Annotated in this window: 34 protein-coding genes; 19 read left to right on the forward strand and 15 right to left on the reverse strand. The window is 63.8% G+C overall.

The features are described from left to right. Positions 1–9 precede the first annotated feature (9 nt). From M9917_RS16785 to M9917_RS16810, 6 genes are read left to right on the forward strand one after another with little or no spacing between them, the layout of a single operon-like run. Complete coding sequence (locus tag M9917_RS16785; RefSeq protein WP_297255580.1) at positions 10–402, forward strand: hypothetical protein; 393 nt, start codon at positions 10–12, stop codon at positions 400–402. After that, positions 402–1820: a packaged DNA stabilization protein gene (locus M9917_RS16790; protein WP_297255581.1), complete on the forward strand. Its 1419-nt coding sequence runs from the start codon at positions 402–404 to the stop codon at positions 1818–1820. Before M9917_RS16785 ends, M9917_RS16790 begins: the two co-directional genes overlap by 1 nt. After that, the gene (locus tag M9917_RS16795) at positions 1820–2029 is read left to right on the forward strand and encodes a hypothetical protein (protein ID WP_297255583.1); all 210 of its coding nucleotides are present in this window, start codon (positions 1820–1822) and stop codon (positions 2027–2029) included. Before M9917_RS16790 ends, M9917_RS16795 begins: the two co-directional genes overlap by 1 nt. Before the next feature lie 9 nt (positions 2030–2038). Continuing rightward, complete coding sequence (locus M9917_RS16800; protein WP_297255585.1) at positions 2039–2554, forward strand: HNH endonuclease; 516 nt, start codon at positions 2039–2041, stop codon at positions 2552–2554. A gap of 12 nt (positions 2555–2566) precedes the next feature. Next, positions 2567–3262, forward strand: a complete 696-nt coding sequence (locus tag M9917_RS16805) for a hypothetical protein (protein ID WP_297255587.1) — start codon at positions 2567–2569, stop codon at positions 3260–3262. A 17-nt stretch (positions 3263–3279) separates the two neighbouring features. After that, on the forward strand, positions 3280–5256 hold the full coding sequence (locus M9917_RS16810) for a phage tail tip lysozyme (RefSeq protein ID WP_297255589.1): 1977 nt from the start codon (positions 3280–3282) through the stop codon (positions 5254–5256). Between the two features lie 121 nt (positions 5257–5377). Here M9917_RS16810 and M9917_RS16815 read toward each other — a convergent pair whose 3' ends face one another. From M9917_RS16815 to M9917_RS16825, 3 genes are all read right to left on the reverse strand, one after another. After that, complete coding sequence (locus tag M9917_RS16815; RefSeq protein WP_297255591.1) at positions 5378–5650, reverse strand: hypothetical protein; 273 nt, start codon at positions 5648–5650, stop codon at positions 5378–5380. An 82-nt stretch (positions 5651–5732) separates the two neighbouring features. Next, positions 5733–6014 (reverse strand): addiction module antidote protein, encoded by a 282-nt coding sequence (locus M9917_RS16820; RefSeq protein ID WP_297255592.1) that lies wholly within the window; start codon positions 6012–6014, stop codon positions 5733–5735. Between the two features lies 1 nt (position 6015). After that, positions 6016–6303 carry a type II toxin-antitoxin system RelE/ParE family toxin gene (locus M9917_RS16825; RefSeq protein ID WP_297255594.1) on the reverse strand — a complete coding sequence of 96 codons (288 nt, stop codon included), beginning with the start codon at positions 6301–6303 and terminating at the stop codon, positions 6016–6018. A 67-nt stretch (positions 6304–6370) separates the two neighbouring features. Here M9917_RS16825 and M9917_RS16830 point away from each other — a divergent pair, with 67 nt between their 5' ends. After that, positions 6371–8416, forward strand: coding sequence for a hypothetical protein (locus M9917_RS16830; protein ID WP_297255596.1), 2046 nt, complete (start codon positions 6371–6373; stop codon positions 8414–8416). On the opposite strand, the gene M9917_RS16835 is transcribed toward M9917_RS16830, so the two are convergent. Genes M9917_RS16835 through M9917_RS16845 form a run of 3 tightly spaced genes read right to left on the reverse strand, consistent with a single transcriptional unit; the run spans position 8391 to position 9060 of the window. After that, complete coding sequence (locus tag M9917_RS16835) at positions 8391–8669, reverse strand: hypothetical protein (protein WP_297255597.1); 279 nt, start codon at positions 8667–8669, stop codon at positions 8391–8393. The two genes, M9917_RS16830 and M9917_RS16835, sit on opposite strands and share 26 nt — an antisense overlap. Next, entirely contained in the window at positions 8660–8929 is a 270-nt protein-coding gene (locus M9917_RS16840) for a hypothetical protein (RefSeq protein ID WP_297255599.1), read from the reverse strand. The genes M9917_RS16835 and M9917_RS16840 overlap by 10 nt, the downstream gene beginning before the upstream one ends. Continuing rightward, positions 8926–9060 carry a ribbon-helix-helix domain-containing protein gene (locus tag M9917_RS16845; protein ID WP_297255600.1) on the reverse strand — a complete coding sequence of 45 codons (135 nt, stop codon included), beginning with the start codon at positions 9058–9060 and terminating at the stop codon, positions 8926–8928. Before M9917_RS16845 ends, M9917_RS16840 begins: the two co-directional genes overlap by 4 nt. A 132-nt stretch (positions 9061–9192) precedes the next feature. Here M9917_RS16845 and M9917_RS16850 point away from each other — a divergent pair, with 132 nt between their 5' ends. Continuing rightward, the gene (locus M9917_RS16850) at positions 9193–9552 is read left to right on the forward strand and encodes a hypothetical protein (RefSeq protein ID WP_297255602.1); all 360 of its coding nucleotides are present in this window, start codon (positions 9193–9195) and stop codon (positions 9550–9552) included. A 272-nt stretch (positions 9553–9824) separates the two neighbouring features. Next, complete coding sequence (locus M9917_RS16855; protein WP_297255604.1) at positions 9825–10415, forward strand: phage antirepressor N-terminal domain-containing protein; 591 nt, start codon at positions 9825–9827, stop codon at positions 10413–10415. A 254-nt stretch (positions 10416–10669) separates the two neighbouring features. Here the strand turns inward: M9917_RS16855 and M9917_RS16860 are convergent, their stop codons facing one another. Then, positions 10670–10945, reverse strand: coding sequence for a hypothetical protein (locus M9917_RS16860; protein ID WP_297255606.1), 276 nt, complete (start codon positions 10943–10945; stop codon positions 10670–10672). A 26-nt stretch (positions 10946–10971) separates the two neighbouring features. Between M9917_RS16860 and M9917_RS16865 the strand changes: the two genes are divergently transcribed. Next, on the forward strand, positions 10972–11190 hold the full coding sequence (locus M9917_RS16865) for a hypothetical protein (RefSeq protein ID WP_297255608.1): 219 nt from the start codon (positions 10972–10974) through the stop codon (positions 11188–11190). On the opposite strand, the gene M9917_RS16870 is transcribed toward M9917_RS16865, so the two are convergent. Further along, positions 11176–11475, reverse strand: coding sequence for a hypothetical protein (locus tag M9917_RS16870; protein WP_297255610.1), 300 nt, complete (start codon positions 11473–11475; stop codon positions 11176–11178). The genes M9917_RS16865 and M9917_RS16870 overlap by 15 nt on opposite strands. A gap of 41 nt (positions 11476–11516) precedes the next feature. On the opposite strand from M9917_RS16870, the gene M9917_RS16875 reads away from it, so the two are divergent. From M9917_RS16875 to M9917_RS16905, 7 genes are all read left to right on the forward strand, one after another. After that, on the forward strand, positions 11517–12668 hold the full coding sequence (locus M9917_RS16875) for a hypothetical protein (RefSeq protein ID WP_297255611.1): 1152 nt from the start codon (positions 11517–11519) through the stop codon (positions 12666–12668). Further along, entirely contained in the window at positions 12665–13006 is a 342-nt protein-coding gene (locus M9917_RS16880; RefSeq protein ID WP_297255613.1) for a hypothetical protein, read from the forward strand. The genes M9917_RS16875 and M9917_RS16880 overlap by 4 nt, the downstream gene beginning before the upstream one ends. Further along, the gene (locus M9917_RS16885) at positions 13006–13965 is read left to right on the forward strand and encodes a hypothetical protein (protein WP_297255615.1); all 960 of its coding nucleotides are present in this window, start codon (positions 13006–13008) and stop codon (positions 13963–13965) included. Before M9917_RS16880 ends, M9917_RS16885 begins: the two co-directional genes overlap by 1 nt. After that, positions 13962–14360 (forward strand): hypothetical protein, encoded by a 399-nt coding sequence (locus M9917_RS16890; RefSeq protein WP_297255617.1) that lies wholly within the window; start codon positions 13962–13964, stop codon positions 14358–14360. Before M9917_RS16885 ends, M9917_RS16890 begins: the two co-directional genes overlap by 4 nt. A 66-nt stretch (positions 14361–14426) precedes the next feature. Further along, complete coding sequence (locus M9917_RS16895) at positions 14427–14993, forward strand: lysozyme (protein ID WP_297255618.1); 567 nt, start codon at positions 14427–14429, stop codon at positions 14991–14993. Beyond that, entirely contained in the window at positions 14990–15451 is a 462-nt protein-coding gene (locus M9917_RS16900; RefSeq protein ID WP_297255620.1) for a hypothetical protein, read from the forward strand. Before M9917_RS16895 ends, M9917_RS16900 begins: the two co-directional genes overlap by 4 nt. Beyond that, positions 15448–15780, forward strand: coding sequence for a hypothetical protein (locus tag M9917_RS16905; protein ID WP_297255623.1), 333 nt, complete (start codon positions 15448–15450; stop codon positions 15778–15780). Before M9917_RS16900 ends, M9917_RS16905 begins: the two co-directional genes overlap by 4 nt. A 762-nt stretch (positions 15781–16542) precedes the next feature. On the opposite strand, the gene M9917_RS16910 is transcribed toward M9917_RS16905, so the two are convergent. The 5 genes from M9917_RS16910 to M9917_RS16930 form a co-directional block, all read right to left on the reverse strand. Further along, positions 16543–16953 carry a hypothetical protein gene (locus M9917_RS16910; protein ID WP_297255625.1) on the reverse strand — a complete coding sequence of 137 codons (411 nt, stop codon included), beginning with the start codon at positions 16951–16953 and terminating at the stop codon, positions 16543–16545. 88 nt (positions 16954–17041) lie between these two features. Next, positions 17042–17176, reverse strand: coding sequence for a hypothetical protein (locus M9917_RS16915; RefSeq protein ID WP_297255627.1), 135 nt, complete (start codon positions 17174–17176; stop codon positions 17042–17044). Then, on the reverse strand, positions 17173–17445 hold the full coding sequence (locus M9917_RS16920; RefSeq protein ID WP_297255628.1) for a hypothetical protein: 273 nt from the start codon (positions 17443–17445) through the stop codon (positions 17173–17175). Before M9917_RS16920 ends, M9917_RS16915 begins: the two co-directional genes overlap by 4 nt. Further along, a complete protein-coding gene (locus tag M9917_RS16925) occupies positions 17442–17846 on the reverse strand; it encodes a hypothetical protein (RefSeq protein WP_297255630.1) in 405 nt (134 codons plus the stop codon). Before M9917_RS16925 ends, M9917_RS16920 begins: the two co-directional genes overlap by 4 nt. 35 nt (positions 17847–17881) lie before the next feature. Continuing rightward, on the reverse strand, positions 17882–18529 hold the full coding sequence (locus M9917_RS16930; protein ID WP_297255632.1) for a hypothetical protein: 648 nt from the start codon (positions 18527–18529) through the stop codon (positions 17882–17884). A gap of 217 nt (positions 18530–18746) precedes the next feature. On the opposite strand from M9917_RS16930, the gene gltX reads away from it, so the two are divergent. After that, entirely contained in the window at positions 18747–20087 is a 1341-nt protein-coding gene (gene gltX, locus M9917_RS16935) for a glutamate--tRNA ligase (protein ID WP_297255634.1), read from the forward strand. 80 nt (positions 20088–20167) lie between these two features. On the opposite strand, the gene M9917_RS16940 is transcribed toward gltX, so the two are convergent. After that, the gene (locus M9917_RS16940) at positions 20168–21289 is read right to left on the reverse strand and encodes a DUF2865 domain-containing protein (protein ID WP_297255636.1); all 1122 of its coding nucleotides are present in this window, start codon (positions 21287–21289) and stop codon (positions 20168–20170) included. 275 nt (positions 21290–21564) lie between these two features. Here M9917_RS16940 and M9917_RS16945 point away from each other — a divergent pair, with 275 nt between their 5' ends. Further along, positions 21565–22515 carry a phosphoribosylaminoimidazolesuccinocarboxamide synthase gene (locus M9917_RS16945; RefSeq protein WP_297255638.1) on the forward strand — a complete coding sequence of 317 codons (951 nt, stop codon included), beginning with the start codon at positions 21565–21567 and terminating at the stop codon, positions 22513–22515. A gap of 10 nt (positions 22516–22525) precedes the next feature. Here the strand turns inward: M9917_RS16945 and M9917_RS16950 are convergent, their stop codons facing one another. Beyond that, the gene (locus M9917_RS16950; protein ID WP_297255640.1) at positions 22526–23611 is read right to left on the reverse strand and encodes a TRAP transporter substrate-binding protein; all 1086 of its coding nucleotides are present in this window, start codon (positions 23609–23611) and stop codon (positions 22526–22528) included. Positions 23612–23641 lie beyond the last annotated feature (30 nt).

Genomic DNA, 23641 nt, shown 5'->3' on the forward strand with positions numbered 1-23641 from the left:
GGGCAAGTCATGGCCACCAGCGAAGAGCTTGTGACTGCTGTTCTAGAGCGGTTGGAAGAGGTCGGAACCGGCCAGCCGATCGCGAACGAGGACACGCAGAAGGTTAGCAAGGCTCTGCCGCGCCTTTTCAGGTTCCTGCTGGATACCAACGCCGTCCTACAGCCCATCGAGCCTAGCGACATCGACGATGCGCAGTTCTTCCCGTTGCGCTCTTTCATTGCATGGAAGCTGGCGGGTGATTTCGGGCTGGCTGCGAATGCGGCTCTTGTGGCCGAAGGCGCGCAGGCGGTCGAAGACCTCAAGACGCTGGCTCGCATCAACCGCGGCACGCGCGACAGGTTGCGGGTCGACCCCGCGCTGATGATCCGACGCCGCCGGGGCTACTTCAGGATCAGCAACTGATGCCTCCGGTTCAGGTCCCGTTCCCGACCTCATCCGCGAAGGGCAAGTTCGCGGAGAGCGGCGGTCGCCTCGTCAACGCCTTTGCCGAAAAGCTTGCGGACGGACGGGTGAAGATCAGCCGCCCCCCTGGCGTTCGCTCGATCATCGAGGTTGAGGGCCGTTCGCACTGCCGGGGCGCCATCGAGATCAACGGCGTCGCGCTTGAGGCGCTGAACGACCGGTTGGGAACGATCACGCTGATCGGTGGTAATTATGTCCCCAACGACCTCGGCGCCTTCGCCGGTTCCGAGACGGTCTATTTCGCCAGGAACAACAAGAGCCCGACGCCCGACATCGTGGCGGTGACGGATTCCACGGCCTTTGTGGTCGATATGTCGACCGGAGCGAGCTCGTATCCCGATCCTGATGTCGGCTCGCCCAACTCGGTCTGCTTCCTCGGCGGCTATTTCATCTTCAGCTACGGCAACTCGCGTATGCGGGCCTCAGGGCTGAACGATACCTCCATCAACACGCTGGATACGGCCTTTGCCGAGAGCAAGCCTGACGGGCTTCTCCGCGTCATCGCCCTCGGCAAGAACCTCTATGCCTGCGGGCCGCAGACGATCGAGATTTGGCCGAATACCGGCAACGCGACGGGCTTCCCGTTCTCCTATCTCGATACGATCCCGCGCGGCATTGCTGGCCCCGATGCCATCGCGGGCTTTGAGAACGACTGGTCGAACGCCATCATCTTCGCTGGCGGCGACAATGTCGTCTACCGGATCAACGGCAACATCGCAGAGCCTGTTTCCAACCCTTCGGTGTCGAAAGACCTCGAGCGCCTGACCGACAAGAGCGGCTTGAGGGCAGTCGTTTATGGCCACGAAGGCCATGCTGTTTGGGCGCTGTCCTGCGACGACTGGACGTGGTGCTATGACCTCGCAACAGGCTCGTGGTTCGAACGCGCGAGCTATGACCGCAAGATCTGGCGGGCCTCGGCTTGCGTCAAATGCTTCGGTTCCTGGGTGGTTGGCGACGACCAGACCGGCAAGTTCGGCATGATCGATCCTGATTACGGCTACGAATTCGGTGACCCGCTGATTTTCGACGCTATCAGCTCGACGATGAGCGGCTTTCCGGCTCGCGCGTCCATGCCGCGGCTTGACCTCGACATCATGTCCGGCGTCGGTACCGCACCGGGGCAGGAGCCGATCGAGACGAACCCGCTCGTGTCTGTCTCGTGGTCGCGGGATGGTGGCGTGACCTTCGGCAGCCCTGTCGTCCGCGAGATCGGCGCTCAGGGCAAGTACGAGCAGGGTATCAGGGTCAACCGGCTCGGAACGGCCTCGGCCAAGGGCGCGCAGATCAGGGTGCAATGCTCCGATCCACGCCCGATCACGCTGTTCGGCGGGACGCTTCAGGTTGAGGCGAAGGGCTGATGGCTTCACAGCTTCCAACCCTGCCGGGCGCAGCCGATCGGGCGGTTCAGATGCCGGCGAACGTGCTCGACCCGAATTACTATCTGTTCCTGCGGCTGCTGCTGACGGTCGTGGCCGAGCAGGCCAGTCAGATCGAGACGTTGCGGGTGGCTTTGAACGAGACGCGCGTCAATCCCACGACGGTCTACGGCGTGCTGCCTCCATTCTGAGAGTTTGACATGGAAACTCTGCGAGATTTCTCCCGATATTTGTTGTTCGACCGAGAGAATGGGCATTTCTTCTGGCGACCTCGCGAAGGTGACGACCGGATCACCAAAGGCTGGAATGTGAAGTTCGCTGGGAAACGTGCGGATCGGCCGATGAAAATCGGGTACAGGCGGGTGCGGCTTCTAGGGACTGATTACCTTGCGCATCGTTTAGCGTGGCTCTTCTATACCGGGGAAATGCCACGCACAGAGATTGATCACGTTGACGGGGATCGTGCCCGCAACGTCAAAATCAATCTGAGATGCGCTTCGAGAACAGAGCAGTCTCGAAACACTGTTGTATCCAGCCGCAACAAGTGTGGCGTTAAAGGTGTCTGCTTCGCTACCCGCGAAAAGAAATGGGTCGCGAGAGTCCACATTGCCCGAAAGCCGGTATTTATTGGCTATTTCAGAACACTTGAAGCCGCCGCTGAGGCTTATCGTGTCAACGCAGCTAAGCACTTCGGTGCTTTTGCGCGCGCAGCTTAAAGGAGCGTTCTTATGGCTTCTGCACGCGGTGCTAGAGTCGCTGCCCAATGGGGCACCAACCTGCTTCAGGACAACCAAGCCAATGTCCTTGGCCAGCTTGGGCAGGGTTACGACGCCTCACAGGGTTACCTCGGGCAAGCCGGCGACCTCTACTCGGGGATGACGGCTCAGGGTCAGCAGGGCCTCGACAAGTACAACGCGCTCACGCTCGGTAGCGGTGCTGACATCCAGCGCGCGCTTGAGGGCTCCGGTGGCTACGAATGGAACCTCGGCCAAGGGCTTCAGGCGCTTGGGCGTCAGGCGTCTGCGAAGGGGATGCTGAACAGCGGCAATTTCGACACCGACACATTGGCCTTTGCGCAGGGGCTTGCGGGCCAGCAGCTCGGAGCGGAGCGCGCGGCGCTTCAGCCCTATCTCGGGATGTATCAGCAGGGCATTGGCGGCCAAGCTGGCGTTCTCGGTTCTCAGGCCGGTCTTGCAACCGACTACTTCGGCAATCGCGCCTCTGTCATGGACAACACGACGAAGAGCATTGTCGGGCTCGGGACCGAGGCTCTGAAAGCCGGCGATCAGGCCAAGAGCCAGAACCAGGCGAACATGATCAACGGCATCACCGGAGGCGTGAAGCTCCTCGGCAGCCTCGCGACCGGTGGCCTCGGCAGTGGCTTCTTGAACTTCGGTGGCGCCGGTGGCGGCGGCGCCATTTAAAGCGATTGGTGGCGATAATGGCTTTCCAGCTCACCCCGCTCCACATCCCGAGCCTGACGACGAACTACGGCGCGGAGAACGCGGCTGTTTCCAGCATGTCGCAGACGCTCGGGAACTTGATTCCCGACATGCGGAAACAGCAGCAGGAACAGCGGAAGCTCGACCTTCAGGAACAGCGCCTCGGTGCCCTCGGGCAGGCAGCGAAGACGGGTGACTTCAATTCGCTTGGTCGCGCGCTCATCGGGACCGGAGATATCCAGGGCGGCGCTGCGCTTCTGTCCTTGGGGCAGAAGGAGGCTGATCGGAAGCTTGAGCAGGACTGGATAAGGGGCAGCGCTGCTAGCCCCACCGCCGCTGTTGCGCCCATAGGCACCCCGAACGAAGTTGAGAATCGCTTCCTCGGTGGCGTCCAGAATGCCGGGTTGACCAACCCGAACGGGTTGGCTGCCGTCGCGGCCTATGGCAGGTCGGAAAGCGGCTACAGCCCGCAGAACGCAGGCAGGACGTGGAACGATCCCTCCGAAAGCGGGCAGCCCGGTCAAGCCGGCGGCATCATGTCGTGGCGGGCCGAGCGGCTTCAGAACCTACAACGCTTCGCCGCTAGCCGTGGGGAGCAGGGCAACGGCTCACCTGAGACACAGGCGGCCTTTCTCGCCTCGGAAGACCCGACGCTCATCCCGCGCCTCAACGCCGCTCAGACGCCGCAGGAAGCCAACCAGATCATGGCGCAGGCTTGGCGGTTCGGCGGGTATGATCGACCGGGGCAGGGCGAGCACGCTCGTCGCGAGGGGCTGACGGCCCAGTATGCACAGCGCTACGGCAATCAGCCAACATCCCAGCGTCCTGTTCAGGTCGCGGAGACCGAAGAGGACGTTCAGCGCCTTGAGCAGGCACAGGCGACCCGAGCGGATGCGCCTGCGGCTGGCGCCGCCAACGCGCAAGGCTTCGCTATCCCTGGTACCGGCGAGATCATCCCGCAGGCGATTTCGACTGACCCAGCCGTTCGTATGGCGATGGGCCGCTATGTCACGGCTCCGACCGAAAGGACGAGAGCAGCGGCGAAGGCTCAGCTAGATCTCGCCGTCAAGGATGCTGAAAGGCGCGTGGAAGGCTCGAAGCCGACCGATGTTCAGCGCAACTACGAACTTGCGCGCCGGCAAGGCTATCAGGGCTCGTTCGTCGATTACCAGAAGGAGCTCCGGGCGGCTGGGAAGACCGAAATCAACCTCGGGGCCGGCGAGAAGGAGTACGATAAGCAGAGCGCCAAGGATTTTGCGGAATTGAGCCGCGATGTTGCAAAGCGGGGGGCAAATGCGAACGGCAAGATCGCAACCCTGAACCGCCTCGAAACGCTATTGGCCAACCCGAATGTGAGGACTGGCGCGGGGGCTCAGGCCGCGCTCACGCTGGCACGAGCGGCGAAGGCTCTGTTCGGGATCGAGACCGAAGGGCTCGGCCCTGCTGAGGCTGTCAACGCCATCGCGAACGGGTTCGCGCTTGAATTGCGCAATCCATCGGGCGGGGCCGGCATGCCAGGCGCTCTGTCGGACAAGGACCGCGAGTTCCTTATGAGCCTGACACCGGGCCTTGAGCGGACGCCGGAAGGCAACAAGCTCATCATCGACTACATGCGCCGGCTGGCCAAGCGCGATATCGAGATCGAGGGCCTGCGCCGCGACTACATCAAGCAGAACAAGCGGCTCGATGACGGCTTCTATGAGAGGCTGGCAGAGTTTTCGGAGAAGAATCCGCTGTTCCCGGAGGCTGAGACGGCAGAGCCCAAGGCAGCGGGTAGGGGGCAGCCTGCCCCTGCTGCTGCTGCTCCCGCTCTGCCGCAGGGCTATGCGGACCAGTATCGACGCCCTGATGGCTCATCGCCTCCGCTGCCTTCGCCAGCGGCACAGCCGCCTATGCAGGGAGCACGGCAGGCGTCGGATGGAAACTGGTATGTCCCCGATTCCGAGCGTCCCGGCAAATATCTTCAGGTACGTTGATAGCTAAACCATCACTCTCCGCAACGGACAATGGGTGCAGGAATGAGTCCCGAAACGAAGGCTGTCACGGGGATATACACGAGTGCCTTCATTGGTCTTTGCGAGATGGAACCAACAGAAATCATCGCCTTGACTCCCGCTGGGCTCTGGCAAGCAACTCGCGAAGCCGCTGTTCCAGACACTGAACAACGACGGCCCACACTGCATCGTCTTTGGGCGAGAATCCGCGCTGTAGCATCTGGCCGCTGGCCATGACGCCCTCTCGCATGGCTTGAGCTGCCGCCACTGGATCTTCCTCGCGGCCTATGTGGCCAGCCAGCGCGGTCGTCATCAGCAGTTCAAGCGCCGCTATGCGCGCTGTCAGATGATCGATATCGCTTAGTTCTTCCGCCATATCCCAGCCCTCCCGTCCCGATCCTGACGGCGGCTCCTGAAAGAGTCGAGGGGGCGGCAAATATCTTCAGGTGCGGTGATGGCTAAGCCGCAATCCGCATTTTCAGGCCCAGGGAGTGAAGGACGCCCATGAAGGTAGACAGGCGTGGGTCGCCCTTCTCGGAAAGCGCGCGATAGAGGGCTTCGCGCGTCACACCGGCATCCTTCGCAACCTGCGTCATACCCTGTGCGCGGGCGACATCGCCAAGGGCCTTTGCGAGGAATGCGGGGTCATTTTCCTCTAGTGCGGCCTCGATGTAAGCGGCCCGCTCCTCAGGGGTTTTGAGATAGTTCTGGATGTCGAATTCGCGGGTTTCGATTGGCATCTTAGACCTCCTTCGCAATCTCGATTGCCCGTTTGATATCCTTGCGCTGCGATCCTTTGTCCCCGCCGCAGAGCAGGATGACGAGTTCGTTGCCGCGCTTCACGAAATAGACCCGGTAGCCTGGGCCGTAGTCGATCCGCATTTCACCGATGCCGTCGAAGAATTTCACATCGCCAAGGTTGCCGTCCTGAGCGCGGCGGATGCGGATCGATATCCGAGCCTTGGCGTTGACATCGCGCAGAGTACCGAACCAGTCCGCGAATTCGATTGTTTCGATCACCCTGAGCATACGTAACTTATAAGTTACGAACCGGGGATTGTCAACTGATCTGTGAAATAAAAGTTACAGGCTGAAAATGGCTGAACCCCGCCTTGTCCCTGTCGATCACGACCCGTTCGCGGATGTCCCGCAGGACACCGGCAGCGGACCGCTGGTCGTCACCGTGGCTCCAAACCGTCGCGAGCCCAAGCTTGTGCCGGTGGATCATGATCCGTTTGCGCAAGCCGCCCCCGCGAACGAGCCGACATCTCGCCTGAGCTCGGCTTGGCAGGGCGCCATTCAGGGCATCACAGGGAATTTTGGGGACGAAATTGCCGGCGGCATCAACGCCGGCATCGACTACCTTACCGGGCAAGCTCCTGAAGGTATCGGCGCAGCCTACGAGCGCCGCCGTGACGATGCGCGCCGACAGATCGAGGAGGCGCAGAGGGCCAACCCCGGAACCTTCCTTGCCGGGCAGATCGGCGGCTCTCTCGTTCCTGGTGTCGCCGCTACCAAGCTGGTGACGGCGCCCGCGCTCGGCGCTCGGATGCTTCAGGGGGCGGGAGTCGGCGCGGCGCTTGGTGGCATTGCGGGCGCTGGTGAAGGCACTGACGCTGAAAGCCGGAGAGATGCAGCGATTCAAGGTGCTAAGCTAGGGGGCGCATTCGGTGCTGGCGGCGAAGCTCTTGCCAGCGGCGCGGGGGCGGCTGTCCGCAGTTTCCTTGGCGCTCGCGGCAAGCCGAATCCGCAGGCGATCAGCGAAGCCGCCGAATTCGGCATCCCTCTCTCTCGCGGTCAGGCTTCCGGCGACATCACCCAGCAGGCTTTCGAGGAGGCGGCACGAAACAATGCTCGGGGCATCCCTGCCACCCGCCAGATGCAGGCATTCGACGCTAGGCAGGCGGAGGCCATCGCAAATGCGCAGCAGGGAATTTCTCGTGGTTTAGGTGGTCAGCCCATGCCGGCCCCGGCGATGGGCGAGGCTGTGTCCGGTGCTGTCCGCAATCAGGCTCAGGGTCTCAAGCAGGCATCGACGGCGGCTTACAACTCGGCCGCTGCGAAGAACGCGACGATCGGGCTCGACGAGGTGAAGAACCTTGCCGGCCGTGTTGCCTCCGATCTGGAAGCGGCCGGCATCGTTGTGAACCCGAATTACGGCACCTATGGCGGCACGACCAACGCCATGAACATCCTGCGGCGTGTTTCCGGTTTCGAGGGCGCGCCGGACGGAGCGGTTGCGCAATCCCTGTCCGGCCTCGATCAGGCACGCAAATCGCTGTCCCAGGTCCGCCCGACCAATGCGGAGGATATGCGGGCACTGGTCACGATCAGGAAATCCTTCGACAAGTGGTTGGACGATGCGATCGATCAGAAGCTGTTTTCCGGCGATGCGACCGCCATCGACGACCTGAAGAAGGGCCGAGAGCTGTGGTCGCAGTACAAGGGCCTGACGAAGGCTAAGCCGGGCGATGATGCCTCTGCCCTGATCGTGAAGATGCAGCGCGACGGCATCACCGGGGAGGAGGTTGCGAATTGGCTCCTTGGCACGGCCGGGGCGCAGCAGGCGGGGCGCTCCGCGCGTGTCGCCTCCGAGCTGCGTCGCATCCTCAAGCCGAACTCGCCCGAATGGGAGGCGCTTCGGCAGGCGGCATGGACGAAGGCGATCGAGCCGGCTCGTGGCACGGGCAACCAGGCGATGGCGAACTCCATCGTTGACTTCACGAACCGCCAGGGTGCGCCGCTGGCGAAGGTGCTGTTCACGCCTCAGGAGATCGGCCAGATGCAGCGTTTGGCCTATGTCATGCGCCGAACGGTCCCCGATCCGAAGGCGACAAATCCGAGCAAGTCGGGCTATGAGGTTGCACGCATGCTGGGCTCGAACGCGGGCCTCGGAATCGCTGGCACGGCGGCTGGTGTTGCAACCGCTTGGCAGACCGGCGATCCGAAGTATCTCGCGCTGGCGGCTTTGCCGCTCCTGCGCAACGTCGGCAGCCTGTCGAAGGGGGCGGCGGCGACGAAGGCGGTTCCGGGACCTGTGTCTCGCGCTATCTCGGGCACGGCCGGGGCGCTTACGCGGGGCGGGGGGATGGCGGCCGGAGGCGTTCTTCCGTCGCTTATCGGCGGCCCTTCTCAACGATGATGAATATGCCTATGGCGCCGAAAAGTACGATCAGAGGCAATATTTTGCCCCAGGGGCCGAACAAGCTCTCTCCTAAGCGGCTGATGAAATTGGCATCGTCCGCGAACCACCTAGCTAGAAACAACAGGGCAGTGAAGCCTACGGCGTAGACAACCACCAGAACGGCTTTGCCCATTGGCCCGACGCTATCGAACTGGCGTCCGGTCCGCTGGAAGAAGGTTAGGCGCTCGGGGTTGTCGGGTTTCAATCCCATGGCATCCGCATCTTATAGCATGAAGCCGTGTTGAAATGATCGAAGCCTAAGCATTCTTCTGAATAATGCGGCCGGTATCCCTTCGCCAACATGCAGGCTTTCATATATTCCATGTCGTTCCTTGATGGGTCGTATGACATCTCAAGAACGGGCTTAAATTTCTCGATCCAGTTCGCCCGGCACGCGCCGTATACCTTATAGCTAGGTTCGTAGAACGATACGGCATAGATCGCGATGCCGATTGCAAGCAGCACCCTCATCCCCGGTCCTTTTCCACGATATCGAGCATGGTTTTCACCATTTCGCGAATTGCCTCGGATCGGGAGGGGATAGGACGCTGCTTCGAGCGCCATGCGTCGATGCGGTCGATGAGCGAAGGCTCGACCACCATGTTCAGGCGCGTGCTCTTGGGTTCGGGCGCGTGTCTTGTCATTTCACATAAGTTATGTAACTTTAGACGGACCGGGAGGCGTTTGCACCGCCATCACCGGCCCTGACCAACACCGATCCTGGAGAGATCGACATGGCTGAAGTTACACATAGCACGCAGGCCGCTGTTCGGGCAGATGCATTTCGTGCCGATATCACGGGCGTTTCACCCAAGGGGCTCGAATCCCTCGCGGGGATCTTCTGGCGCGAAACGGCCATCTTTAACGCCATCGAGCCGAAGACCAATGCCGAGGAAACGGCAGCATTCAATATCTGGAATGGAAGCGCAGACGATGTCTATCGCGCTGTTCCGGCCACTATCGAGGACGCCATCGCCCAGTTGGAAGTCATCATCTACCGCGATGGCGACAACATCGACGAAAAGATCATGCCGGTGTTTTCCAATCTGCTCGTTGGTCTTCGCGCGGTGAAGGCTTCTCTGTGCCGGCACTGACCGGCGGAGCTGATTCTGCGAAGTCAAGCAGAAGTTCCGGTTTTGCCCGGTTTCCGTTGTGGGTAATGGGGACAAGTGAGTTCACCGTGCGCCGACTCTTGTTCGCGAGTCAGATTCGCCAGTAATTTCAATTCAGTTCCGCGACGGCGGGAGCCGCTGCATCACCAGCGGTGGTCTACGGGGTTGCTTGTTGCTTTGGCCGGCGCTCGCAACCCCGTAGCCGTTTTGGCCCCGACGCTGTGATGGGCGTCGAGAAACGAAAGGACCCTATCATGGGTCAGATTATCACTGTCAATTTCCGTGGTGACCAACTCTACGGATTCGAGAACGACGACGGCACGTTCGTGGCGTTGAAGCCCATCGTCGAGTCGATGGGGATGGACTGGTCGGCGCAGTATCGGCGCGCTCAGCGTGACCCGATCCTGTCCGAAGGTATTGCCATCATGGCAACACCTTTCGGTCGTGGCGGCGATCAGGAGGCGGTTTGCCTCAAGCTCGAACTCGTCAACGGATGGCTGTTCACCATCGACACCGCCCGTATCAAGGACGACGCCGTCCGTGAGCGGGTGCTCCTGTACCAGCGCGAGTGCTACACGGTGCTTCACAAGCACTTCTATGGCCGCTCGACAGCGGATCGGTCGGCGGCGATCACGGGTTCGCCCACCGCTGAAGAGACGATCAAGGTTCGCAAGTCTCTGGTGACGGAGGCCCGTCAGACCTTCAGCTGTCAGGCGGCGCGCGAACTCTGGTTCAAGCTCAATCTGCCGACGACGCCCGCCATGTTCGCGGACGAGAACCAGTACGAGATGTTCACCTACACGGCGATCAAGCGCGATCCGCCCATTGCCGATCAGGCCGCGTGACTACGAGGGGGCTTCGGCCCCCTTTTTCATGCTTGAGCGATGTACCAGAGCCATCTCATCTCAGGAGTGTACCATGTCAGCGGTTCCGTTCCCAAAGTCGACCCGGAAGGGCATTTTGACCGAGGACGGCGCGAGAATTGTGGATGTCTTCAATGAGCCGTTGGTCAAAGTCGGCATGGCCGCACTGAAGGCCGGCGAAGAGGCCAAGATTGCGGACCTAGATGGCGTTGATCTCAGCAGGCCACACATCCGCTTCAGCTACGCCTCCTTGCCACCGCTTCCAGAGTCGACGCGACGCCGTCTAGTAGCGCTCTCATCGCCTCCTCCCACTCGGCTGCAATCATGTCTGACTGCGCTGGGTTCGCCTCTGGCGTGGTGTCGGAAGCGGCTTTCTCGATAATCAGGGCGATTGTTTCCTTAGCTTCGCCAACCGTCAGCCCTTCTCGGGCGAATTTATCGACGAGCAGCATTCGAATTATCTGCTCCATAGCGGCAAGCCGCAGTTCGAGCTTGAATGCTGCTTCGCTCATCCCAGCCCTCATCTCAGGAGTGTACCATGAATCAAATCGTCCAATCAGGCATGCTAGGCTATAATCAGGGCCTTCTCGCGAGCGATGAGCACAAGAAGACCCGAGCTTACTACCGCCGCGTCAAAGCGGCGAAACTGGCGGCTGATTTGCCCGAAGACCGCGACGAAGCGCTGGAAATCCTGAGCGAAGCCAGCCGCATCTATGACGCCATGCATAGAGACGAGCGACCTTCACCCGCTGGGTAGAGTTCGACGCACCGCTTCAATCACGTCGCTCGCGTCCACAATATGCGGGTTCGATGTTCCCGAGAATTCCCTCGTCGCGGCGTTTAGGAGCTGATGGGCCTTATCGACGCTGAGGACGCCTTCGCTCACAAGCGCTTTGAGTAGCGCAGCGGCAATGCTGGCGCCGGCCGTCATTTGTCCTTCTAGCGTTATGCTCATCCACCCCTCCCATTTCCCGCGATCCTGACCTGACGGCTCTGACGAGTCGATATCAATCCGTGCCAGCCTTTTGGCAATTTCGTCCAAGCCCGCTCCTCACACGAGCGGGCTTTTTCTATGGAGCCGCCATGAGCGCCTATCTCTGGCCCTTATCCCGAACGACCGTGCTCGATCTCAACGGCGATCTCGTCGCCGGGGCATGGCTCAACTTCTGGATTGCCGGGACCACCACGCCTCTCGTTGCGTATGCTGATAGTGCACTCACGGCGCCTCTGCCGAACGTGATCGAGGCCGATGCTTCGGGCCGCTGGCCTGCGGTCTACCTGCCATACACCGACTACCGCCAGCGCGTACGGACGCCGGGCGGAACGCTGCTGTTCGATGACGACGGGATCGCGAACCCCGCGCCGGCCTCGTCGGGTGGTGGCGGATCGATTCCGGCTTCCGAGCGCTTTCAGACCGGCGATACGAAATGGAGCTTCGATCCAGGCCCGCTCTCCGGTTTCGTCCGCCTCAATGCCCGCACGATCGGCAATGCGGGGTCTGGCGCCACCGAGCGCGCCAACGACGATACCGAGGATCTGTACATCTGGCTTTGGGATCGGCTGACGGATGCTATCTGCCCGGTGAGCAGCGGGCGCGGCGCGACCGGCGCGGCGGATTTCGCCGCCGGCAAGACGCTTCAGCTTCCGAGCATGCGCGGCAGGGCGCCGTTCGGCCTCGACGACATGGGCAACAGCGCGGCGAACGTGCTGCAAGTCTCGACGACGGTCACGACGACGAATGCCAGCGCGACGGCCACGGTCGGTTCGGCGTCCGGCCTCGTCGTCGGGATGTATGTGGTCAGCGAGAATATCCCGGCGGGCACGACGATCAGCGCCATCAGCGGGACGACGGTCACGCTCTCCACCGGCGCCGGGGTCACGGCCGGGACGAACAAGGCGGCGCGCTTCTCGCTGTTCAGCGATGCGCAGCAGGCAGGTGCGGCCGGCGGCGCGTCCAGCCTTCTTCTGACCGCAGGCCAGCTTCCGGCCAATATCCCGAACAGCGCATCGACCTCAACGACTGTGGGAGCGCCGAGCGGCTTCAACGTTATGCTCAACGTGCCGGGCAACTTCATCGGCTATTCCGGGGGCGGTTCGCAGTCCCCCAATGCCGGCAATCTCGTCTCGTTCCTGAATGCCTCGTCCTCGACGAGCGTCACCATCAACGCCGGTGGCGGGCAGGCGCACGGCAACCTGCCGCCCGGCATTCTCGTCACCTGGTTCATCAAGCTATGAATCTCGGCTCCTTCCCCCGCCAGCCGAACGCGGCTGATTTCGTCGGCCATGTCGATGTGATCGACGATCGGACGAACACCCCTTGGGACCTGACGACGGTCAGGATCGAGATGGAGGTCGTCGACCAGCGCGGATGCCGGCGACTCTACGGTTCGACCGACGACGGCAAGCTGACGCTGGCCGGCGACGGCTTCGATTTCCGCTTTCCGGCCTCTGAGATGCGCAACATCTGCGCCGGCTCCTACACCGTGAACATCCTCGCCACCGACACGCTGACCGGCTTCGTGCAGGAGCCTGTCATTGCCGATCTTCCTGTTATTGAGGGAGGCTATCGCTGATGGCCATGACCATGCGGCTCGCGCCGTTCTTCCCCGCTCGCGTTCTGCCGGGCGACGCTATCGCTATCATCCGCGCGGGCGGCTCGATCACGATCAAGATGGACTGGTCGCAGATCCAGCAATCCTCGCTACCTATCGACCCGGAGAACTACGAATTCACGCTGCGCAATGCGGACGGCTCATTCATCCGCGTTCCGGTGAGCGATATCATTCTCCCGGTCGTGACGTGGGACACGCTCAGCGGCAAGCCCAGCACCTTCCCGCCCTCGGCGCATACGCATGACATCGATCAGGTCAACGGCCTGCAACTGGTGCTCGACGCCAAGGTCAACACAACGGACACGATTCCCGCCGATCACGGCGGCACGGGCCAGACGGGCTACACGATAGGCGACCTGCTCTATGCCAGCAGCACGACGGCATTGTCGAAGCTTGCGGCCGGAACGAGCACCTATGTCCTCACATCGAACGGCGCCGGGACCGCCCCGTCGTGGCAAGCGCCTGCCGTCGCCCCGGCCGGATCGGTCATTTCCAGCGCCTATGCCGAGTATACGGCTAACGTCGACCTTACAGCGACCATCCCGGCCGACGACACGCAGCCGCAGAACACGGAAGGCACGCAGGTTCTGTCCGTGACCGTCACGCCGTCATCGACCTCGGACAAGGTGCGGCTGCGGTTCACAAGCTGGGGCTACGTCGGCTCGGCCCAATATGTGGCGGCTATTTTCCGCTCTGGCGCCGCGAACGCGCTACAAGCGAAGGTAGCGGGAGGCGACGCCGCTTGGATGGCCCTCGATTTCGAGGTTGAGGATTCGCCGGCCACGACGTCGGCCGTCACCTACACAATCCGGGTTGGGCCCAGCACCTCCGGCACGCTGCGCCTGAACGGCAGCGCGAGCGCCCGAAGCTTCGGCGGCTCCTCGCGCGCCACTCTCGTCGCGGAGGTGATCAAGGGATGAGCTACACGTTTCTATCTGCTCGTTATGGCAATGAGGAGAGCACGGCGGTTGTCGCGCTGACCGAGGAGGCCGGCGCCGTCGCGCTCTCCGAGGCGGATACGCCAGAAGCCTGGGCTGCCCTGCACGGCAGCGGCCTCGCGATCGAACCCTACAGCGCGCCGCCGGTGCCCGCCCTGACGCGGATCGCCAAGGCTGATCTGTGGCGACGTCTCACCGATGAGGAAGCGGAATTGCTCGATACGGCTCTTGCCGCCGCCCCGCTGCGCCTGCGCCGGATATTCGAGGCCGCGCAATATCTCGATACCGGCGATCCCGACCATCCGGCCCTGCGTGCCGGTATCGTCGGCGCCCTTGGTGAGCAGAGAGCCGACGAGGTTATGGCTCCGACCTACTGACCGCAGCGCCAATCCGACCGTTCCGCCCCGCCTCACGGCGGGTTTTTCTTTGCCTGGAGCATTGTCATGAAAGTCAGCGCCGCTGGCCGCAAGGCCATTGCGAGCCATGAGGGCGTGCGCCTTGTGGCCTATCCTGATCCCGCAACTGGTGGAGAGCCGTGGACTATCGGCGTAGGCCATACCAGTGCCGCCGGGCCGCCCAAGGTCGCGAAAGGCATGACGATCACGGCCGCTGAGTGCGACGAGATTCTGTCCCGCGATTTGGCGACCTTTGAGGTTGCGGTTTCGAAAGCCGTTACCGCGCCGCTCAACCAGAACCAGTTCGATGCGCTGGTGTCGCTGGCCTTCAACATCGGTGCCGGGGCCTTCGCCAAATCGACACTCGTCAAGAAGCTGAACGCTCGCGACTACGCCGGCGCCGCCGATCAGTTCTCTGTCTGGAATAAGGCGGCCGGGAAGGTGATGAAGGGGCTCGTGACGCGTCGAGCCGCTGAGCGCGCGCTGTTCCTCAAGCCCGTTTTGACCACCCCGCCCGAAACGGTCGCCCTCAAGCCCGACCCGCTGCCGACCGTGCCTCGGCTGGGGTTATGGGCGCGCTTCGTCGAGGCTTTCAAAAGGAGGTTGGCCGCATGAACGATCTTGTGCAGGCGCTGGTGAAGGCCGGCGCGCCCGTGCTCGGAACCGTGATCGGCGGTCCTGTCGGCGCCCTCGCAACGGCGGCCATTGGCGCACTGGCCGATGCGCTCGGAACACAGGCGACGCCAGAAGCTGTCAAGGAGGCGATCGAGACGAAGCCTGAGGCGACCGTCATCGTCCGGCAAGTCGAGGCCGAGCGCGGACAGGAACTCGCCACCTATGCGGCCCTCGTCGCGCAGGAGGGTGAGCGCGGCTGGTTCTACAGCGCCTGGCGGCCGGCCGGCATGTGGTTGGTGCTGATCATGTGGCCCTTCGCCGTCGTCCTGGCGCCGTTCTTCCGGATCAGCGTTCCGATGGCCGATCTCGTCGCCTTCACCGGCCTTTACCTCACCCTCTACATGGGCGGCCACACGGCGAAAGAGTGGTTCAACGCCCATTATGGAGGGCGCAAATGAACCTGCGCGTTAATCAGGACGGCAAGTTATGGGATCGCTTCATCGCGTCGGCTATCCCGGTCGCGATCGGTCTCGCGCTGGCCGGGATTGTCTGGTGGAAAGACGCCAGCAATGCGGACAGCCGAGCCTCAGAAGCGATCTCGCGGATAGAAACACGCATCGACAGGGTTGAAGCCGAAGCGCGAGAAGCGCGGAGAGCGGCAGCCGAAGACCGGCAAAAGACGGCCGAGCTCGCGGCTGATGTCCGCAACGTCCTGCGATCCACCGGGCGCATTGAAGCGCTGTTGGATCGGTGGAACTCCGTACCGCCAAGCCCATCGCGGCCCTGATCGCACAGAGATCCGCCGGCAGCCCCGGCGGGTACGAGAGGGCTCCTGTCCTCTCGGTTTGTTGCCTCCCTGTTGACTTGGGCCGTCGTCTCCGAAAGGGGGCGGCGGCCCTTTTTTGTTTCATCTCCGACTGGCGCGCTTCATGTGCTCGGCGAAACTGGCCCATCCTTGGTCACCCACGGCGTGCATAACGCGCTCGAAAGCTCGTCGGAATGCTCGCATCGCGCCTATGCGGGTGTCCTCTCTGCCGGATGTCTGGACGCCTCTGGCGCTGACGGCCAATTCGGTCTGAATTGTCCACGCCCAATAGGGCGGGTCGTCAGATGCGCCCTGCGTGAGATTGATCGATCCTACCCATAAGCCTTTGTGGATCACCGACCAGAACTTGTCGTCGTCCTCAGGGCGTGGGTGGTCATTGTAGGTCCGACGAAGGAAAAGCTCGATCTTCATACCTCACGATTCATGATCCGTTCTTGTTTGTCGAGTCATCCAAACAGAGCAGCCCATAGCTTCCGCGCTTGCCCGAAAAAGACTGCCCACCAGATTACGGACCCGGCTATCATCGGAATCAGCAGCCACCAGCGGGCGAAGAACGAGGGGTAGGGGTTTTTCATCGCCAATCGCCCATCCACCACCTGTACACCCCGACAAGCACCACAGCTATGAAGGCAATGGCGATGGTGAAGCCGTTGGGGCGGATCATCTCACTCTCCCTGTGCCCGGATGACCGACGAGCCGACGACACTGCTGTACGGGACGACCTTAGCGGTGATTTTCATCGCGAAACCTCTTGGCCGCTTCGGCCATCTTGCGGTCGTATTCGGCCTGCGCTTCGGGGAGGAGACGGAACAGAATGGGGCGTGACGGCCAGAGGTCGCCATCAGCCAAGATCCACCATGACCCCTTGGGCCACGCGCCATCGTATCGGCAGCGGTGGATGCCCGTGCTGCCGGCCTGGATGACCTCGAACTCACTGCCGTCTTTCGGGCAGTAGATCGCATCGCGCCAACCGAAGTCCTTCAGCCGATGATGAGCGCGCGACATCTCGCGAAGAGCGGTCTGTTCATCGGGGAAGTCGGCCTCGCTTTTGGCCTGCGCCGCCTCGGTGGCCTCCCACAGGGCTTTCGCGTCCTCGGCAGTCAGTGCGACGTGCGAACCGTCCGCCATGGTCATGTGGCCGTGATAGGCATCATCGCTGCTAGGCTCTGGCCGGAGTCTCGCGGATGCCAACTCATCATCCCGCCCCTTCGTGCTTGCCCGCTCAGACATGGGGGGAGGCTTTCGCGGACGGCAGTTCACGGATCAGCAAATCGTCCGGGATGGGGCGCTTGCCTGTCATCTGCTTCATGAAGAAGGCGCGGCCGAAGCGCTTGCTGCCGTCGCGAAGGTCGTTCATCGCCCATCCTCCTCTTCCCGCGCGAGGGCGGAGCGGTCCTCGGGCTCCAGCGCAATAGGCTCGAACTCGGGAGCGCTGTTGAGCGCGGCTGCGACCCATTCCGCAATCCGGGTGCTCGCCTCCCGGTGCAGTTCGGGCGTGAACTTGAACGACGGCGGGATGACGTTGAGCAACGAAAGCTGGCAGACGGTCAGCCTGCTTTCGGCATGGAGCGTGATCGAAGAGCCGACGACGCTGCTGTAAGGAACAACCTTGGCGGTCATCTTCATTTCGTGATCCCCAATTGTTTGGCTTCCGGCTCGTATTCGGCGAGCATCCGTTTCGCGAACCGCCGTGGGTCCGAGCATCCGGCCGCGATCATGACGAGGACGATGCCGTATCCGTCAGCGAGCTTGATCGCTGAGGTAGCGCGCTCTTCCCTCTCCTGCAGCGCGGCCATGGCTTCGTCGCGCTGGCGGGTGGCGATAATCGCTGCCATCGGGTCATAGGTAGCGCGAGCCATATTCTCGTGCTCGCGGGCCTCATCCCTTTCGCGTCGCGCCTCCGCCAGCTCGCGGCCCATGGCCTCTAGGGCGTCGGCTGCGGCGCGAAGTTCGTCGGCAAGAGGAGCGGATGAGCCGTTGTCAGGTTTGAGAAAGCCCGATGCGACCATCCGCAGGCGCTTGGCCATAGCGTTCTCCCCGAGCGGGGATGAGGGGGTAGACATCAGGCGGCCCTCCGGAGTTCGTACGCGGAGCGAGCCATCGCGATCAGGACATCGCGGAATTCTGCCGGCGTAGCGTTGCGGATGCGGGTTTTGTCCTTGCCGCCGACCATGGCCATCACGCCGATGCGGCGGGCCTTGGCGTATCCATGCTTTGCGAGAGCAACGGGGTGGATGCGCTGTTCACCGCGGCCCCAACGCAGTGACGGCAATTCGACGCCGCTCGCATAGAGCCATGTCGCCTTCCGGCTGAAGTGCCCGTAATGGCCCTGCTCGACTTGGCAGATCCAGCCGATGCCATCCCAAGCCTTCGTCCAGCCGACAGGTGACGGCCGCCCCAGGTTGAAGCTGTGAGGCCCGACGAACGCCTTGCTGTCCTTCGGATGCTCGATCACGCCGCCGAAAGATCGGACGGCCGCCAGGGCGGCGGCGAAGCACCCGTCATCATCGCCAGTGATAGCGATCTTGCCGGTGATAGGATGGTTCTCGCTGTACCGGCCCCAGCGCTGGCAGGGCGGATGCGCGACGACAGGCCACGGCCCCGCATAAAACCGAGCGTCGCGGGCTTCGCCCCAGGGGTCAACACCGGTCAGCCCGAAATATGCGCCGTCCGTTTCGACGTAGAGCGCTGCAACCTTCCCCCCGCTCATGGCGCTCTCTCGGGAGAGGGGCAGGAAGCGGTTTTCAGCGTTCTCGTAGGTTCCGCTTCTGTCTACGTTTGTTCTCGCCAGAGCAGAAAACGGGCGGAGAGCGTTTTCAAATCGTTGGCGAGATTCACGCTGATACCGGGTTAACGATGGGAAATTCCGGCCGAAGACGTGCGAGGACGCGATTGTCGCCCGCCGGCAAACGCGCCATAAGCCGGCCATGACACGCCCGCTCGTCCGCTTCGCGCCGTCGCCCACCGGCTATCTCCATATCGGCAATGCCCGGCCGGCGCTGTTCAACTGGCTGTTCGCCCGCCGGCATGGCGGGCGCTTCCTGCTGCGCTACGACGACACGGATATCGCCCGCTCGAAGGCCGAATATGCCGAGGCCATCGCCGAGGACCTCGCCTGGCTCGGCATCCTGCCCGACGATGTGATCCGGCAGTCCGACCGGCTGGCGGTCTACGATGCGGCGGCCGGGCGCCTGCGCGGGGCAGGGCGGCTCTATGCCTGCTACGAGACCGCCGACGAGCTCGACCGGCGCCGCAAGCGCCAGCTCGCCCGCGGCCTGCCGCCGATCTACGACCGCGCCGCGCTGAAGCTCACGCCCGCCGAGAAGGCCGCCTTCGAGGCGCAGGGGCGCAAAGCCCACTGGCGCTTCCTGCTGGAGGCCCGCGCGGTCGCCTGGGACGATCTGGTGCGCGGCCCCTCCCATGTCGACTGCGCCTCGCTCTCGGACCCGGTTCTGGTGCGCGAGGACGGCAGCTATCTCTACACGCTGCCCTCGGTCGTCGACGATGTCGAGACCGGCGTGAGCCATGTCATCCGCGGCGAGGACCACGTCACCAACACCGCCGTCCAGGCGCAGATTTTCGCGGCGCTGGGCGCGAGCCTGCCCGTCTTCGGCCACCACAACCTGCTCACCACCGCGAGCGGCGAGGGGCTCTCCAAGCGCCTCGGCCATCTCTCGCTGCGCGGCCTGCGCGAGAGCGGGGTGGAGGCGCTCGCCGTCGCCGCGCTGGCGACGCTGGTCGGCACCTCCGACGCGGTGCGCCCGGTCTCGAGCCTCGACGAGCTCGCAGGGCTGGTCGAGCTCGCCCATGTCTCGCGCGCGCCGGCCAGGTTCGACGAGCACGAGCTTGAGGCGCTAAGCGCGCGCACGCTGCACCAGCTGCCCCTGGCGGCGGTGTCGGAGCGGCTCGAGGCGCTGGGCATCGCGGCCGACGAGGCGTTCTGGCTTGCCGTGCGCGGCAATCTCGCCCGGCTGGACGAGGCGAAGCTCTGGTGGCGGGTCGTCGAGGGGCCGGTCGCTCCCGTGATCGCCGATCCGGATTTCGCGGCGAAGGCAGCGGCGCTCCTGCCCCCGGAGCCCTTCGACGCCACGACCTGGAAGAGCTGGACCCAGGGCGTTTCCGCCGCGACCGGCGCCAGGGGCAAGGCGCTGTTCATGCCGCTGCGCCAGGCCCTGACGGGGCTCGATCATGGCCCCGAGCTCGCCGCCCTGCTGCCGCTGATCGGCCGCGCGAAGGCGCTGAAGCGGCTCAAGGGCGAGAACGCCTGACGGCTTGTCCCTCCCATCGTCATTCCGGGTTCGCGCCTGCGGCGCGCCCCGGAATGACATGGGTGGAGCGCCGACGGTGTCTACGGCCTGACGATCTGCGGGCTCAGATTGGGCGCGAGATTGGGCGCGACGATGCGCACCGCGCGGCGTTCGCCGGTGGCGCTGCGCGATTCGCTCTTCAGCCCGTCCTTCCTGTCGAGCACCGTCTCGCCGACGATGTCGGGGCCGACGCCGGCCGATTCGGTGCCGGCGGTCGGTGAATCCTCCGACGGCATCGGCTTCTCGTCGGGGACGGCGGGAACGGGCGCCGGCGCCGGCTGGGCGGCTTGGCCCTTGCGCTTGGGGTCGGGCTTCGGGCGCGACAGTTCGGCCGCGCGCTGCTCGCTCACGATGACGTCGCCCTTGCGCTTGTCGAGCAGATACTCGGCGTCCTTGAGGGCGGCCGACCAGCTCTGCCCCTGGCCGCGGCAGCCGCAGGCGGCGTCGAAGCTGCGCGTATATTTGCCGGCATTGGCCAGCGCCGAATAGGGCTGGCCGGTCGTGCGCGAGGCGGCGTTCTGGATGTCCCCGCCGGTGCTCATGCCGTAGGCGAGGGTCTCGCTGCCCGGGCAGAGCGCCTGGCACATCTCGTCGCCGTTGCCGGTGTTGTTCGAGAGCGGGAAGAAATAGCCGTCGCAGGTCCGCACGCAGACGGTCTGCGGGCCGCCGAGCCGAGGCTTCGCCGGCTCGAGCGGCTCTTCGGGATCGAGCTCGGGCAGCGTCGATTCGATCTCGCCGCGGCGCGGCTCGAGCCCGAAGATCGTCTCGAAGAAGCCGCGCGGCTGCGCCCGGCAGTTGTTGTTGATCGCGGCGGCGAGCTGGGCGCGCCGCTGCTCGATGCCGCCGCCCTGCGCCTGGCGCTGCAGGGCGCCGTACTGGCTCTGCAGCTGGCCGATCTGCTGGCGGACGAAGTTGCACTGCGGCGGGGGCGATTCGAAGAAGCTGAAGCCGCGGTCGCAGCCCATGGCGCGATACTGGCCGCTCAGCCGCGCGAGCTCGGCGCCGACGCGCTGCGCGGCCTGCGCCGCGCGCGGATCGCCGCCGCCGCGGCCCTGCAGGCTTTCAAGCTCGGCGCGCCAGGCATTGCAGGAGGCCGACTGCGCCGCGGCGGCGCCGCCGAGCGCCATCAGCGCCAGGAAGGCCATGCCGAAACGTCTGGACAATCGCAGCATCATCTGAAGTCGGGTCACGTCATCCATGCCGGGGCGGCGGCTCCGTCCGATACCATCGAGAACACACGCCAAACACGACGGAACTATGGAGCGTCCGCGCCTCCCGGCGGGCCTGCGGCTTCGCATGCCATATTCGGACCGGCGCAGCAATCCGGGGAAGGGCGCATGGTCCCGGTGGTGGAAAACCCCTGCTTTCGCTAGAAGGGCTGCGGCGGCGGCCCGGCCGCGCCGCCCTTTCGCGCAGCGCCGGGAAGGCAAGCCCGTCCATGTCCGATTACCTGCCTCTTCACGAAGCCGTCATCCCGGAGCTGCCGAACTATTACCGCGGCAAGGTCCGCGAGAATTACGATCTGCCGGACGGGCGCCGCATCCTGATCTCGACCGACCGGCTCTCCGCCTTCGACCGGGCGATCGCGGCGATTCCGCTGAAAGGGCAGGTGCTGACCCAGACCGCCCGCTACTGGTTCGAGCGCACCGCCGACATCTGCCCCAACCATGTGCTGGAATACCCGGACCCGAACGTCGTCGTCGGCCGGCGGCTCGAGATCCTGCCCGTCGAGATGGTGGTGCGCGGCTATCTCGCCGGCACGACCGGCACATCGATCCTGACGCTCTACAAGCAGGGCAGGCGCGAGATGTACGGGCTGACGCTGCCGGAGGGCTTAAGCGACAACGAGGCCTTGCCGCAGCCCATCCTCACGCCGACCAGCAAGGCCTTCGACGGCGGCCATGACGAGCCGCTTTCGGCAAGGCAGATCGTTGAGGGCGGCCTGCTGACGCAGGCGCAGTGGGATACCGTTTCGGCTTACGCGCTCGCGCTGTTCGCGCGCGGCCAGGCGCTCTCCCTTGAGCGCGGCCTGATCCTGGCCGACACCAAATACGAGTTCGGCACGGATGCGCAGGGCAGGATCGTGCTGGCCGACGAGATCCATACGCCGGATTCCAGCCGCTACTGGTTCGCCGCAAGCTATCCGGAGCGCTTCGCGGCCGGCGGGAAGCCGGAATCCTTCGACAAGGATTTCGTGCGCAACTGGGTCGTGGCGCGCTGCGATCCCTATACGCAGGACCTGCCGCCGATCCCGCAGGAGCTGATCGACCAGACCTCGGCGGTCTATGTCCGGGCCTTCGAGACGATCACCGGAACGCCCTTCGCCTATCCACTGAGGGGCGAGGACCCGGCCGCGCGCATCCGGCGCAATCTGGCGCGGTATTTCTGAAGGCGGCGCCTCAGCGCGCCTTCAGCCGGTTCATGAATGAGTCGTAGGAGAGTTCCGCGATCTGCCACCAGAGCAGGTTCTCGCCGCGGAACGCCACCATCGAATCATAGCCCTTCTTGAAATCCGCGCTCTTGGCGCCGGTCTCGGCGTAATACTCCTCGGCCGCCTTCAGCGCCGCTTCCATCACGGGCAGCGGGAAGCCGCGCAGCTGCGCGCCCTGCGCCACCAGGCGGCGCAACCCCCCTGGATTGACGAAATCGTACTTGGCCAGCATCCAGTTGTTGGCCGCCTCGCAGGCGTGCTGGACGATCGCCTGATAATGCTTCGGCAGCTTGGCCCAGGCCTCCTTGCCGATGATCAGGTGCAGCATCGCGCCGCCCTCCCACCAGCCGGGGTAGTAGTAATATTTGGCGACGCGGGCGAAGCCGAGCTTCTCGTCGTCATAGGGGCCGACGAACTCGGCCGCGTCGATCGCGCCGCGCTCCAGCGCCGGATAGACGTCGCCGGGCGCGATCTGCGTCGGCACCACGCCGAGCTTGGCGAGCACCGCCCCGCCCATGCCGCCGATGCGGAACTTCAGCCCCTTCAGGTCGTCGATGCTCTTCAGCTCGTTGCGGAAGAAGCCGCCCATCTGGCAGCCGGAATTGCCGCAGGGGATGGAATAGGCGTTGAAGCGGTCGAGCACGCCGTTGACGATCTCACCGCCGCCGCCGAAATACCACCAGCTATGCTGCTGGCGGGCGTTGAGGCCGAAGGGGATGCCGGTGCCCAAGCCCAGCGTCGGGTCCTTGCCGATGTAGAAATAGGTCGGCGAATGCGCGCATTCGACCGTGCCCGAGGAGACCGCATCGAGCGCCTGGAGCCCGGGCACGATCTCGCCCGGCGCGAAGACCTGGACCTCGAACGCCCCGTCGGTCGCCTCGGCCATGTATTTCGAGAATTGCTGCGCCGTGCCGAAGATCGTATCGAGCGATTTCGGGAAGCTCGACGTCAGACGCCATTTCACCGCCGGCTGCGCCTGCGCGATCGCCGGCATCGCGATGCCCGTCGCGGCGGCGGCCAGCGCTCCCGTTTTCAAAAAGCTGCGACGTTCCATTTGGTTTCCTCCCACGCGCCAATTATGCCT

Source organism: Bosea sp. (in: a-proteobacteria), from assembly GCF_023953965.1.
Lineage (GTDB): Bacteria > Pseudomonadota > Alphaproteobacteria > Rhizobiales > Beijerinckiaceae > Allobosea.